10 protein-coding genes are annotated in these 14,585 nt (G+C 58.9%); 1 reads left to right on the forward strand and 9 read right to left on the reverse strand.

Annotation, left to right across the window (positions count from 1 at the left end):
* Positions 1-106: 106 nt before the first annotated feature.
* From PLJ71_20840 to PLJ71_20870, 7 genes are all read right to left on the reverse strand, one after another.
* Positions 107-442, reverse strand: coding sequence for a dockerin type I domain-containing protein (locus PLJ71_20840; GenBank protein HQM51141.1), 336 nt, complete (start codon positions 440-442; stop codon positions 107-109).
* Between the two features lie 218 nt (positions 443-660).
* A complete protein-coding gene (locus PLJ71_20845; GenBank protein ID HQM51142.1) occupies positions 661-879 on the reverse strand; it encodes a hypothetical protein in 219 nt (72 codons plus the stop codon).
* Positions 880-949: 70 nt separating this feature from the next.
* Positions 950-2,182, reverse strand: a complete 1,233-nt coding sequence (locus tag PLJ71_20850; protein ID HQM51143.1) for an efflux RND transporter periplasmic adaptor subunit — start codon at positions 2,180-2,182, stop codon at positions 950-952.
* Positions 2,183-2,196: 14 nt separating this feature from the next.
* On the reverse strand, positions 2,197-5,304 hold the full coding sequence (locus PLJ71_20855; GenBank protein HQM51144.1) for an efflux RND transporter permease subunit: 3,108 nt from the start codon (positions 5,302-5,304) through the stop codon (positions 2,197-2,199).
* The gene (locus PLJ71_20860; GenBank protein HQM51145.1) at positions 5,304-6,842 is read right to left on the reverse strand and encodes a TolC family protein; all 1,539 of its coding nucleotides are present in this window, start codon (positions 6,840-6,842) and stop codon (positions 5,304-5,306) included. Before PLJ71_20860 ends, PLJ71_20855 begins: the two co-directional genes overlap by 1 nt.
* A gap of 113 nt (positions 6,843-6,955) precedes the next feature.
* On the reverse strand, positions 6,956-8,377 hold the full coding sequence (locus PLJ71_20865; protein ID HQM51146.1) for an ATP-binding protein: 1,422 nt from the start codon (positions 8,375-8,377) through the stop codon (positions 6,956-6,958).
* The gene (locus PLJ71_20870) at positions 8,355-9,032 is read right to left on the reverse strand and encodes a response regulator transcription factor (GenBank protein HQM51147.1); all 678 of its coding nucleotides are present in this window, start codon (positions 9,030-9,032) and stop codon (positions 8,355-8,357) included. The genes PLJ71_20865 and PLJ71_20870 overlap by 23 nt, the downstream gene beginning before the upstream one ends.
* A 224-nt stretch (positions 9,033-9,256) precedes the next feature.
* On the opposite strand from PLJ71_20870, the gene PLJ71_20875 reads away from it, so the two are divergent.
* Positions 9,257-10,033: a transporter gene (locus PLJ71_20875; GenBank protein HQM51148.1), complete on the forward strand. Its 777-nt coding sequence runs from the start codon at positions 9,257-9,259 to the stop codon at positions 10,031-10,033.
* A 386-nt stretch (positions 10,034-10,419) separates the two neighbouring features.
* Here the strand turns inward: PLJ71_20875 and PLJ71_20880 are convergent, their stop codons facing one another.
* Positions 10,420-12,504, reverse strand: a complete 2,085-nt coding sequence (locus PLJ71_20880; protein HQM51149.1) for a putative glycoside hydrolase — start codon at positions 12,502-12,504, stop codon at positions 10,420-10,422.
* A 265-nt stretch (positions 12,505-12,769) separates the two neighbouring features.
* A partial coding sequence (locus PLJ71_20885) for a hypothetical protein (protein HQM51150.1) occupies positions 12,770-14,585 on the reverse strand: 1,816 nt, incomplete at its 5' end.

Here is a 14,585-nt window from a genome sequence, read left to right on the forward strand (position 1 = left end):
CATCCCGTGAAGCGTAGTTTGTCGTGCCAGCGTTGGCCCCTTGGGCATACGGACCCCCTCAACGACGGGCAGTTGTTCTCTCACCTGCCACCCGGCGGCTAAGATCTCACCCGTCGCCTGTGGTTTCTCCTCCGGAACTGAGGGAGAGGGCGATTACTGTTTGCACGTCGGCTGCGTCGACCCTTCCTGAGCCGTTGATGTCGCAATCATGTGTCCCCGGAATACCCAGCGCGGCGTTGATGACGAATTGCAGGTCGACTGCATCGACCTTGCCGTCGCTGTTTACGTCGCCCCTTATGCCTGTTGGGGACTCATCCTCGCCAGGCCCGTCGGAAGGCGTTTGTTCGTGTCCATCTGCGGAGCCCCCCGGTTCGTATACCACTTGTGCTTGTTGCTCAGCGACGGTAGTGCGATACAGTGCCTTGCCCGCAAGGCTGGTCACGCCTGTCTTGCCTGAGTCTGAGCGTATGCGCCAGGTCAGGTGAGCGAGCAGCGCAGGCGGCCAGATCCAGACGAAGCTCAGCTCGCCCGAGTCGCCCTGGATGGGCGCGATGGCAGGCGGTTCGGAGGCGTCAACGAAGCTCTCGAAGGTCCAGCCCGGCGGCAGCGTTTCTACCAGCCCCAGGGCGGAGATGGATTGTGATCCAACGCTTGTAAACGTTACTGTGACGTCTGAGGCGTCTCAATTGGCAACGATGTCACGTGTTGCGTACAGCGCTGGCGCTGGCGCACGCCGACCAGAAAGACGGTTAACCCGGCAGGCAAGACTATGGAGTCGATTTCGCATTCATCCCAGAAGACAAGGCACAGAAAGAGGTAAGGCGGAGCAATCAGAAGCCCCCTGATGTGGTAGACAGCCTCCAGAAGAGACCTTCTCACTGTTCTTTCTTTGGTGATTGACACGAGCTTTTTCAGGACGGCCTCCTTTCATCACGCAGGAAAACCGCGGCTACTTCTCGCTTCCTTCTTCTATTGTCACGGGACATCCGTCGGGCAAGCCGTAGCCGCCTTCAACGGCCACGATTTCACCAGCGGTCAGCCCCCCGACGATCTGCACCGCATCGAGTGTCCGTACGCCGGTTTGGACTTCTGTCTCGTAGGCTTTGTCATCGCGTATCACGGTAACTATGGCCATACCGTTGCGATCGGCCACCGCGGCTACCGGAACAACGAGGGTATCGGGGATCTCGGGTAGTTCAATGACGACGGATGCACTGAGCGCTGGCTGAAGCATTTCCATTTGATTATCCACGCGCACAAACGCATCGGTATCCCCGGATTGGGCATCTGCCTCTTGGGAAAGCCGCTCTAGCCTCCCTTCGAACGTCTGTTCGCCCAGCCAGTTCGCCCTGACTGTCGCCTTGGCTCCTTCCTGCACTTGTCCCCGGTATTTCGAGGGCACCCGCACCTGCACAAACAACGATGAAAGGTCGATCACTTCCCCCAGAGGTGTCGGCTGTTCCACGTACATCCCCTGGCGCGCTGAGAGCCTTGTGACTACCCCGTCGATAAGCGATCGTATCAAGCACTGTTCAACGGCCAATTCCTGTGCTGCCACTTCCGCCTGGGCTCCGGCCAGCTTGGCCTTGGCATCGTCGATCATCTCCTGGCGGGAACCACTCTGGGCCAGCTTTGCCCGTTGTTGTGCGGCGTTAGCGGCCGCCTCGCTGCTTGCGGCCGCTGCCTTGGCCTGCTCCAACTGAACATTGGATATTTCGCCTTTCTCGAATAACGGTTCGAGCGCTTTCAGCTTTATTCGCTGCGATTCCGCACCCGCTTCGGCGTTGTACGCCTCTTGCCGGGCGACCTCGATTTCTTGCGGCAACGGTCCCCCTTCCACCATCGCCAGACTTGCCTCTGCTTCTTTCAGCGCCGCCTTGGCCTTATCCAGTTCAGCGTCGTGTGCGCGGTGATCAAGCACCACCAGTACCTGGCCGGCCTTGACTTTGGCGCCTTCATGCACGTTCACCGTCTGCACCAGACCCGCTATGGCCGACGACAGCACGGCGGTCTGTTCCGGTATGGGCACGAGCGTTCCTACCATGTTGAGCGTCGGCCAAATTGATTGGGTGTGTGCTGTGGTTACTTGGACTACAGCCGTTGGCTGTATTTCTTCCTCGTCACTCTTAGTGGTCGTAGCCCCACAGGCCGAGAGTAGCGCCGGAAAGACAAGAACGACCATTAGAACAAGACGTTTCACGCGTAGTTCCTCCTGCCCTGCGTCCGGCCCAACGTCCGGACAAGCAGGTAATAGACCGTGGGTGTTGCCACCAGCGAAAGAACGAGCGAGACACAGAGGGCTCCTATAACGCCCACCGCAAGCGGCCGCAGCATGTCGGCCCCGGCCCCCACACCGTACGCCAGCGGCAGCAGGCCGAGGAACGCCGTCAATGACGTCATCAACACCGGCCGTAACCTGCGCCGGCCTGATTGTACGAGCGCCTCGTTCAGCGGCAGGCCCCTACGCTGGAGCTGTTCCACGAAGTCCAACATTAGAATGCCGTTCTTGGCTACGATTCCAAAACCAATGATGGCCCCGAGAAACGAGACAATGTTCATGGACAAGCCCGTCAGCCACAGCGCGCCCACAACACCCGGCAGCGCCAACACCGCGCCGGTCACGATGGCCAGCGGATGGAGGAGAGTCCCAAACTCAAACACGAGAACCGCGAACACCAGCAAGACCGCCATGATGAGGACACGTGTGAGGTTGGCAAACGATTCCTGCTGCTGCTGGTACAGGCCCCCAAACTCGATGCTGGCGTTGGACGGGATTTGGACGTGCTCACGGATGGCCTTTTTGATGGCTGCAATACCGCCCCTCAAGTCGATGCCGGAGAATCGCCCAGAGACGGCGACAAACTGCCGCTGGTCTTCCCGATGCATCTCGAGCAGCCCCGCCTCATGCTCAAGATTGGAGATGTCATTCAAGGTGACACGCGTCCCCTCCTGCGACCTCAACGGCATCAGCGATATGTCCTGTTCCCGCCGCCGATACGCTGGGTCTGCCACTACCCGGACTGCCACCACGCGATCGCCCTCGAGCACGTACGACGCCTCTTCCCCCTCCAGCGCGGTCTCGACCTCTTCGCCCAGTTGCGATGCCGTGAAGCCCGCTCGCGCCGCTGCCGGCGGCACTACCCTGAAGACTGAAGACGGGCCCGCCACGATCAACCCGGCACTGACATCTACCACGCCCGGTATTTGTTCAATGTTCTCCGCTATTTCAGGCGCAAGCGATCTCAGTGTCTCGGCGTCCGCGCTGAAGATTTTGATTTCGACGGGTTCAGGCGACCAGGTGAGGTCACCAATCAAGTCGGCCAAGATGCCGGGAAACTCGAGTTCGAGTGCCGGTTCGGACGCCTCAACCTGTTCACGAATGGTCTCGACGACTTCCTCGGTGGTTTTTTGACGGTCCGGCTTGAGCTTGACGAGGAAATCGCCGGTGTTGGGTTCTGTCGCGGCAAAACCCAACTCGGCGCCCGTCCTCCGCGAATAACTCTCGACTTCCGGGGTTTCGCAGAGGATTCGTTCGATATGCCGCATCATTCGATCTGTTTCAGACAGACTCGTCCCGGCGGGGCTGACATAATCGAGGACAAACGCGCTTTCCTCCATCGTTGGCAGGAAATCGCTATCGGTATTCCTGTAAATAAGGATACCGGCCGTCACCACCATCACCATACAGGCTAGGGCTGTGGCACCGTGTCTCACGGACTGCCGCACCACGCGTTCGTATATTCCGATGATGCGCCGCAGAACCGGCCCACCCTGCTCCAACTCGTCACGCGTCTCGCCCACGCGCCCCCGAAACAGATAGATGCCCAGCACCGGTGTAAGTGTCAGAGCCAGGAACAGCGATATCAGCAGCGACACCGCCATCGTAAATGCCAGCGCCCGGAAAAACACACCCGGCACGCCATCCAGAAACGCCAGCGGAAGGAACACAACAACGGGCGTTATGGTGCTCCCCACCAACGCGGGGCCCACTTCATGAATCACGAGCTGAATCGATTCCCGCAGTCTGTGGCCAGCGCACTGCTTGGTATACATGGCCTCGACCACGACGATGGCATCGTCTATGATCAACCCTATGGCCGCCGCGATTCCCCCCAGCGTCATCAGATTGAAACTCATTCCCGCCCCGTACATCACGGCCACGGTCATCAGCAGGCAGGCCGGAATCGCTACGATGGCCACCAGCGTCGTCTTGGCACTTCGCAAGAACAGATATAGAACCGCCACCGACAACAGCAGCCCAAACGCGATACTTTCCCAGACGCTCCTCAAACCTTCGCGCACGAACAGGGACTGATCGTAAAACAGTGCCAGATTTATATCCGCCGGTTGGCTCAACCGAATGGATTTCAGTTCTTCGTGCAGTGCGTCGGCAATCGCGACGGTGTTGCCGCCCGGCTGGCTGTATACGTTCAGCAGGACCGCTTCGACGCCGTCCGCCGAAACAATCTTGTAGCTGGGGGCCGCGCCCCGTTCGACCTTCGCAACGTCTCTTACCAGAACCGGTGCGCCGTTTTCGCAAGCCACCGGGATGTCCTCAATCTCGGACGGTTTCCTCACCCGCCCATCCACCATGGCCAGGTAGAGTTGGCGGTTTTCTTCATGCAGGCCGGCCGGCGTGAACACGTTTGTCTGCTTGATGGCGTCCGTTACCTGTGTGAGGGCGAGGTGATGGGCGTTCAGCCGGGTCGGGTCCACCACGACGTGATATTCCGGTTCCTTGCCTCCCACCAGATCAACCCGGGCCACGCCTTTGAGGCGCAGTAGCCGTGGTTTGATGTCATACTCTGCCCGTTCCCACAAATCCGTAATGGCATGCGACGGGCCGGTCAGACTGATCCCGATGATGGGAAACGACGAGAACGTCAGGCGTTCGACGGTGTATTCGGCCGTGGCAGGCAGCTCGTTCCGAACTTGCGACAGCCGTCCCAGCACGTACAGTTCCGCTTGGACCATGTCCGTGCTCCAGTCAAAATACACGCTTACTTCGGCCGAACCGCGCCCCGTGGTTGAGCGGATGGTGATCGTGCCCGGCGTGCCTTTCATGGCTTCTTCGATCGGCCGAGTGACCGTCGCCATCATCTCGTCGGCGGGCATCACTCCGTTGTCAATAAGAAGAACCACGCGGGGAAAGTCCGTCTGCGGAAATACGGCCGCCGGCATACGAAACGCCGCATACACCCCGACGAGGCACAAGACCAGCGACACAAACAGGATGATCTTCCTGTGACGCACCACGTAGCTCGAGCGGGGCTCTGCGCCTGGCGTAGCGGAAAGAAGCGACATCAGCGTGCCGCTCCCTTGGCATTGTCAGACGACGCCCCTTGTGGCGGCGGCTGGTCCGGCAGGCCGGCCAACGTCCCACCTACCGCCTTCTCCAGATCAGCCAGGGCCACAGCGTAATCGCCCGCTACCGTGATGGAGGCCTGGCGTTGTTCGTTGAGGTTCTGCTGCGCCAGCAACAGGGTCAGCACCGTCTCCTCGCCTGCTTCATACATCCGCTGGGCCGTGTCCACGTTTTTTCCGGCGAGTGGCACGGCTTCCTGTAGCGACACCCGCAGCAACTCTTGGGAAGCCCGAACCGTCGCCGCAGCCCGCCGCACTTCCTCGACCACCTCCAGCAAGAGCTCCTCGTAATCCTTTTGCTTCTGTGCAAACTGGAATCGCGCCTTAGCTATCTGGGCACGGTTCTGGTCAAAGACAGGCAGGGTCAGCTCGAGGCTGGGTCCCAGCAACAGGTCGATATTCTGACTCTTCTCCAATTCGCGGTCTCGGTGCGCCTCGAATTGCTGCAAGGCATAATCTTGGAGGGCCTGGCTTGGATTGGTGAAATCAAACTCGCTCGCTGGCGGTTTCAGGCTTCGCGGGGCACGCATTTCCGTCCTTTCCGCCTCGATACCCAGCGACACACCCGGCAGCGCCGCGCGTCGTTGCCGCTGGATTTCCCTGGCGGCCGTATCCATGTCGAGCGATGCGACGCGCACGTCCAGCCGTGTTTTCCACGCCAACTCGATCAGCGCCTGATCATCGGGAATTGGTTCCGCGGACGACGGCAGCGTATCAACCAGGTTCACTTCCGCCTGATCCGCTGCCAAGCCAAGCAGGTGCTCGAGCGCCGCCGCATTGACCTTTGCGTCCCGGCGGGCGGACTCCAGGTTGATCATTCCCTGCAAGACGTCCGAGCGGACTAGGTTGAGATCCAGGATGGTGGACTCGCCCGCGTTGAACCGGCTCTCCGCCAAGTCCGCCGAACGCTTAAGCAACGCTACGTTCTCCGCTACCACCTTCTCGTTTTCCTGCACAACACACAGTTGGCAGTAAGCGATCTTCACCTGCGCCGCGAGGTCAACGGCGGAATGCACGACAGTCATTACAGCCTGTTCCAATTGGTCCCGTGCAATCCGTTTGTGCACGGGGAGCTGCCAGATCTCCATCAGATCCTGGGCCAGCCCAAACGCCAGGTTAGAACGGCCGCCGCCTTCCGGAAAACGCGCACTTAACATCAAGGTGGGGTTCGTCAGCAGGCCCGATTGAACCAGTTCGGCCCGGGAAACGCCGATTTCCTGAAATTGCGATTGAAACGCCTTGTTGTTCAGAAGGGCGACGCTCACCGCTTCCTCCGCGGTCAGGCCACCCTCCAACAGCTTGTTCACTTTCTGGATGACCTCCGATTCACTCGAAGGATCGTAAACATCATCACTGCCTGTTCGCGCGCGGATCATGGCGCTGGCCTGCGAGTAGTTATCTTGCGGGCGCACGGTAGCGCAGCCACTGACCAGGACGGTCAACATAACAATCAAGACCAGCCGCTTGTCATTCTCCATCGTGCCGCAGCCTAACCTGTCCGATACGAGGCAAATCGATCAAGAACCCCAGTTCGCATCTCAAGAAGACAGAAGTCAATTTACGGCGGCAGTATTGCCGCGGCCTTGCGCAATCATTGCCCCTTGGCAATGTTTTGCGAATCCATCGCAGGCAAGTGCACATTGAACACGGTTCCCCGCCCAAGCACACTGCGGGCTTCGACCCGCCCATCGTGCATCTTTACGATCCCCTGCACCAAGCCCAGTCCCAAGCCATTGCCCGGCTTTGAGCGACTGCGGTCAGCCCGGTAGAAGCGTTCAAATATATGTGGCAGATCCTGCTTGGAAATGCCGACTCCCGTATCTTCAACAACGATCAGCACCTCGTCACCTTGATGCGTTACTCGTATATTGATGCCCCCCCCTGAGCTCGTGTACTTGAGCGCGTTGTCCAGTAGGTTGGCCACCGCCTGCTGCAGCCGGCCCCGGTCGCCGAACACCTCCGCCGGCCCTGCTATCTCCACGTTCATCTTGATTCCTCGGTCTTCGGCGGCCGGCTCAAACAATTCGCAGCTGTCCGCAACCAGAGCGGCGCAATCTACCGGTTCTGCATCAAGCCGGGCCACGCCTGATTCCATCTCGGAAATCGCAAGCATCGAGTGGACCATCGCCAGAAGTCCGTCGCACGCCTCGACGATCTCGGCCACCGTCTCCCGATGCTGCTCGAGCGTAGCCCCGTTTGTAATGGCCATTTCTGCGACGCCACGAATTCTCGTCAGCGGGCTGCGGAGTTCATGCGCAATGCTGTCGTTCAACCCCTTGGCTTCCTGGATAAGCGTCGCAATTCGGGCCAGCATCGTGTTGAAAACCTGCCCCAGCCGGTCGATTTCCCGCCCATGCCCCGTATTCGTGATTCGGCGGGTCATCTCTCCCCGTGTTATGTCCTCCGCCACGGCCGTCAGGGCCTGCACGCCCTGCATCGCCCGCCGCGCTATCCACCAAGCCGCGAATAACGCCGCCAGAAGCGATACCGCAAACACCTCCAGGCAACGCTGCCGGTACGTTGCCAGCACGATCTCGTTGTGTTCCGTGTCCACCCCCATCAGCACCCACAGGTCCGGCGCAAGCTGGCCGTAAATGGACCGGCCGTGTCTGCCGCTCCCCGTGTCTTCGAAACCGGCAAAGACCGGCAGGGCTTCACGAGCGAGGTCAGGGGGCGTCGTAGCCGTTGGGTTCCAGTACGAGAGATCGCTCGTGAGAACTTCTCCCCCCTTCCCGTCAAACGCCCGGATAAACACCTGGCTCTTGCCTTTGGCAGACTCTTCCAGCGCTACTTCCCGCCGCAGCGCGTCCAGCCCGCCCCCCTGATATATGGATTGAAATTCCCGGAATTCCGCGAACAGGCCCTGGTCCACGTTAGATTGCAGTGCGTGCGCCAGGTATCCGTAGAGCAGAAGAAAAGCCGCCAGCGTTGTGAACGCGATGATGGCGCCAGAAAGCAGCGTCAGGCGCGACTTGACGCTGTCGAAAAACCTATACCTCGGTGCGGATAACATACCCGACCCCCCGAATGGTATGGATGTATGGACGGGTGAATCCCTCGTCTATCTTGTCTCGCAGCCGGCTCAGCCGCGATTCCACCACATTGGTCTGGGGGTCGAAGTCGTATCCCCACACATGCTCCATGATCATTGTTTTTGATACCACCCGGTTCGCATTGCGCATCAGGTAAAGCAACAAGGCAAATTCCCGCGGCTGCAACTCGATGCGCTTGCCCTCGCGCCGGGCTTCGTGCTTGAGCACGTCCAGCGTCAGGTCCCCGACTGTGTACAATGTTGGTTCCGAGCTGCCCTGAGCCCGGCGGACCAGCGACTGAAGGCGTGCTATCAGCTCCGAAAACGCAAACGGCTTCGTCAGATAATCATCGCCACCCGCCCGGAGCCCCGCCACGCGGTCGTCTACCTTCTGTTTGGCGCTCAGGATGAGGATCGGCGTCTTCACGCCTTCGTCACGCACCTTCTGGATGACCGCGAGCCCATCCATCTTAGGCATCATGATATCCAGCACTGCCACGTCATACTGTCGCGAAACCAGCAGTCCCCAAGCCTCTTCCCCGTCGGACCCAACGTCTACGACAAAACCTTCCTGTTTAAGGCCATTGACCAGAAACGACAAGATCTTCTCATCGTCGTCCACAACAAGTACTCGCATCAGAACCTCCGGACTCGGCGGAAACAACGCCGCGGCGGACGGATTGCGCCGAAACGACGTATCTTTTAAGTATACGCTAGGGTTCAATGATTATCGAAGGATTGCCAAAAGGTTGCCGGCCGGCAACCTTCCCAACCTGCAATGTTCCTGAAACCTTTGCGCAACATTCACCATTGAGAATAAATGCCTATCAATGAAGAACAAACGCAGGAAGGAGTTCCTCCATGAAGACCCATGCGCCAACGCTGTATCTGCTGGCCGCCTTGGCTGCGATTGCGCTTTTCCCTTGGGCGGCACTGGCTATTGAACCAACCGTAATTGAACCCGCCGACCCTGTCACGCCACACGAGATCGCCGTCGAACAAGGCGTGCAGTACATGGATACGGGCGAGAATGAGTGGAAATCCGAAACCGAAATCTCCATCGGACTGAACAGGCACCTGAAACTGGGTGTTTCCGTTCCGTTTGTCTTCGAGGAAGAGGACAACGGCGAATTGAGCGATGTTGGCCTGTTCATGGAGGGCGTGTTTAACCCCGACTCAGAGTCCACGATGGTCGGCGGCGAGTTGCGGCTGAACTTCCCAACGGGCGAAGACAGCGAAGGGTTGGGAGGCGAGGCCCAGCTTCGGATTACGCAGCCCCTGGGCACGGGAGAAAAGCACGCCCTCCATCTGAATCTTACGGGCTTCTACGACAACGTTGAAGAAGAAGACCACCATGGTTGTTTCTCCTCGCACGAATCTACCGACAAAGAATTCAGGTTCGGCGCAGCCCTCGGCTATTCTTTCAACGTTACCGAAGCCACCAGCCTGACAACCGCGTTGTCTCATGAAGAAGACTACGAAGACTCAGATGACGCCAACCTCCTTGAGCTGGGTCTTTCCCACGATTTCGGACCAAACTTCACCGCGGGACTCGGTGTCGGGACCGGGCTGGACGACGACTCGCCTGACTTCCAGGCCAAGGCTGTGTTCCAGTTGCGATTCAAAGCCGGCAAGTAGGCGTTGTGTCTGAAGCGCCAAACGCTGCCTTTCAACTTCGATTCTCAACAGCGGTGTGATCATGAAACGTGGCGGCCGTGTGCGTGCTGATTCGGGAGGGCGCCGCCCCCAACCGGTTTTCCGCTACCGGAGCGAGCGAGGCAACCCGTCCGTCGGGGCATCGAGTAACCGCGGCCAGCCAGCGCGTGCGGAGAAGGCCGAGGGGGAGCGAGGGGGGGAAATGGGACCTGGAGGAGATGCATACAGACGCTCGCGCAAGATTTCCGACTTTTTTTGCAGTTGTCTGCGTACCGCCTACTGCGTCCCGTTACCTTGTTGACCCTGGTCAGTCCCAATCCGCGTCACCAGAACTGTTCAGCAACTCCATCAAATGTTCTGACCATACGCTATTTGCCCGTCTCAACGTCGAAGAGCGCCGACACGGTCGTATCCTCCAAGACATCGAGACGGATTCGGGGATCGTTCCCTCTTCCCTCCCACTCGCGGAACCGGAATCTTTTTCCTTCGCTGGCTTGCGTCGGATTCGAGGGGTCCATGAATTGGCCGAGCCGTTCTCCGCCGCCGTACCCGTTGGGAGTTTTCATGTCAGCGGGTACAACGTCGACAATCTCAATGGTGTGGGGGCCGGGCGCATCAAATATTATCTGGAACTTTCCAAACATCGGCCCAAGCACATATTCCGTTGTCCACCGTCCGCTATGCGTCCAGTAGTCGAAGCCGTCGATGCGAAACCGCACCTCCCCTAAAGCCGGTGATGTCACAACGGTGAGTTTCGGCCCCGTAGAGCCAAGTTCGTCCTTGTTTTCCGGGACGAACAGATAAACTCTGCCTGAGTAGCTTGGTACGTGCAGCCTTCGCGTTTTGGACAGGTCCAGAATACGACCTTCGTTACTTCTATCTTCAAATCCCCCATTGCGAAGCAACTGTAGTTCGGCCGACTCGAGCGAGACGTCGTCAAACCACACTCTGCCTGTCTTGTACCGCAGCAAAGCATGCAACGTAATGCTGTGGATAGGCTTCTCCGGGTGGATCGTTACGCTTTTGGCTTGCCAATCGTGCGTGCCGGTGTCGAAGGGCGCCACTTGACCATAGAGTGGACTGCCATCATTGTAGACAACATCTGCATAAAGCGAGTAGTTGGCGTCTGCATCGCCACTCACGTTTTCCGCTCTGCTCCATCCACTGATGGTGATCGGCGCGGGGGTGGCCTGACCTAACTGCACCGTCTGAACGGCTCCCGCGGCTTCCGAGACACTCGCCGTGGTGCAGACGATGCTGTGATTACCGCTGTGGCCGTTCTTGGTGTCCAATACATATCCCTGAGGACCGGACGTATCCCAGTGTTGGGCTCCCCCCCCGAAGATATCGAAGAGGCGCGCGCTTGGAATGGGCGGAAGAAGTTCCATCTCGCCGGGCTTCTCTTTGTCGGGATTCACTACAACCATTCCCCGTTCAAACACTCGATAGTACAAGCCGTTCTGTTGCTGCTCCTCCGCAACAGGTCTGCCCAAACGCAGCCGGTAGAGGTCCGCAACCTCCGGGTCGGACGGCGAGCCGCCGCTCCACACGAACCCCGCGAGCCGCGCGCTTGCATAGCAGAAGAAGGCATCCTCCCGGACACCGTAGGGCGTGTGTCCCAGGTAGCTCAGGGCCTGAATTTGCTTGCCGGAGCGCACGAAATCCTGCAGGTCAATGCCCGCCTTGTGCCAGTGCGTCTCCCAGTCAAACCAGCGCTCTTTGCTCACCCATGTGCAGATATACGATTCCAGCATTTCCGCGTCCAGGTACTTCCAGAACTCCCGGGGCAGCGAGGGCGGATTTGCCGAGTTCCCGAGAACCGCCCCGTCCGGTTTGAACTGTTTGACGACCTCGCGCACCCGTTTCAGGAGCATGGCAAACGCGTGGTTCTGGTCATCATAGAGATGCTGGTGTTTGTTGAACTTCGGCCCGAAACATTCGCCACGGCTGCCGAGGTTGTCAACGAAGACCCCGTCGGCGCCGAATTCCATGATTCGCGTCACCCAGGCTACCATTGCGTCTTGATAACCCTGAACATTGGGACACGTGGTGTACATGTTCTTGGCGTCTTCCGATTCCCAGAATCCCGTTCGTTTCAGATTGCCCTCGGCATCGATTTCAATGAAGTCGGGATGGTCCTTGAGGTTCAAATCCTCGTAGGTCTGACTCGCAAAGCCCTGATAGAATGTGACGTACGGGAAACAACGGATTCCCAGAGCATGGCATCGCGCGAAGAAGTCCCGGTTCACCGGGCAGTGCGTTATAAACGCCACCTTCGATTCCGCGAGCGAAACCCAATCTTGAACATTTGCACCGATAATGTATGTCTCCGAGTCCACCAGCCAGTCCGGCGCGGATTCGCCGATATCAAGAGTCTGGGCAAGAGCCGTTCGTTCCTCAAAACCTGCCGCGCCGCACACGACCGAAGCTGCAATGAGAAGAATGGCATTCATATTCGTGCTCCTCGGTTACTTGGCAACCCCCTGTTCACGTTGCTGAAAGGCCCGCAATAGGATTCGGTCTGACCTTGTCAAGGACTACGTTCAATAGAATCTAGTCTGTAAGTCTTGCGCCGTCAAATGGCGTTGCGGCCTCAGTGCCCACCTGGGGTGGAGATTCCGGTCTGTTGCCGACGTTTCTCAAAAACGGTCAGAAGCTGTTTGCGTCATAAATGGCGACTACAAACGGTGACAGTACTTACTCAGCGACGCTACACATTCAGAGACCAGACTTCAGAGTTGACCGGAGACCCAGTTCGGCGGGTTCACACGGCACGTAGTACAGGTCGAATTCCCACCAGTCCCCGCCTCCGGGGCGGTCGTCCAGATAGATCGCTGCAACGTAACCGTTTTGCTCGGAAGGTTGCTCCAGCACAAACGGCCGCAGGGGTCTTGAGACCGTGTCCACGGGGACAACCGTCACTACTCCCTTCGGCAATTCCGCCACGGCATCGCAGCGTTCGACCTGCGGCGGGTCCCACCGCAGATGCTCCACGGTCACCTCGGACCCGCAGACACGTAAAATATCCTCGCCGTCGACTTTACCTCGCCAATGCAGGACCTTCACCATCTGCGCCACGCGGCTGTCGGCCACCGTTCGGTAGGCGGCCTGTTCGCGGGCCACGGCAGCCTCGATCTCGTCCATGGTTGGCGCGTCGGCGAGCGCTTTTTCCGCCATGACTGGGTCGCGAAGCGCCTGCCCGGCATTCAGCAGCAGTTGGTCCACGCCGAAGAGCTCGTAGCGGAACCCTGGAGCGGCCGCAAATTCATTGCGCGATTCCAAGAGGTCCGAGCAGGCCGCCTCAAGCCGGCTTCTGTTCGCCTCGTTGGTGACCTCGCGATAAGCGAAGAACGCGAAAATGGTCCTGAAATAGCGGTTGTTCGTCTCGACCAGGAGCCGGGTCAAGTCGACGGCATGTCCAATTTCCTCCGCCTGTTGCGTATCCGCTATCTGGTCGCGCACCGACAAATACCTTTCGCTCATTGCCCGGGCCGTCTCCAAGCCATGGTCAAGATACATAAGCGTTTCCGGAATCCACGGCTTACACCGCAGATGAAGCATGCGCAGGAATTCGATATGCTCCTTGCCGCCGTCGATCTGCGGATACCCATCGGCGATGAACTGCCCCACCCGTATATGCGGCAATGAATTGAACTGGCCGTACGCGGCCGGTTCGGGGTACAGCCCGTACGCATATGCCTCCGGGGACATCATTAGAAGATCCGCCATGGCTTCAGCCGCAGGGGGTCCGAAATGGATGGAGGCGAAATCCCGCGCGATCTGACGAACATCCTCGTGGCGGTCCCAAGCCAACCGAAACACCGAGTAGGCAGTGAGGCAGCGCGTCTGCCAGTCGTCCGACGCGGGCAGGTCTAAACTGATCCCTTTAAGGTTGCTCTTCTTGACGTCCATCATGGTTTCCAGCCCCGCTTGGAAGTACGGGCCGGGAAATGTCGGAAACAGGGTGCCGCCGGCGTGGTAGTCCATGGTTTCGCACACGACCATGGTGTTATGCGGCGTCTGGTTGATGGTCGGGTTATACGCTTGAAACCACCAACGGTCGTTTTGGGTGAAGCTGGGGAACAGGTAAAGATTGCGGGTGGGAACGGAGTCCGTGAAAACTGCCCGGTATACGGCGGGCTGGGAGTGCTGCTCGTACATGTTGGTGGACCATGTGTGGAGCAGGAGCAGCTTATCGTATTCGCCCACGACGACATCCCAGATCTTCGTGACAAATGTCCGATACCGTTTTGCGAGGTCCCAGTCACACCCTTCACCGCCGTGTAGCACGTCGAACGTCCTGTAGTTTCCCCGGTATTGCTGCTCGTCTGCCGTAAACGTGCATACGCCGTCCAGCTCGGGCATGGCCTCGAGCAGCCGCCGGTATTTGGCCTGTACGGCATCCCAAAACCGGGGGTCGGCAGGATTCAATGTTGCATCAAACTCTTCCAGCAGCGACGGGTGCCACGTGAAATCCGTCCCGAACGCCACGACCTTCATGTGCAACGCGTGCGCATACGTTGCCAGCTCGCGC

The organism is Candidatus Hydrogenedentota bacterium, assembly GCA_035416745.1.
GTDB lineage: Bacteria > Hydrogenedentota > Hydrogenedentia > Hydrogenedentales > SLHB01 > UBA2224.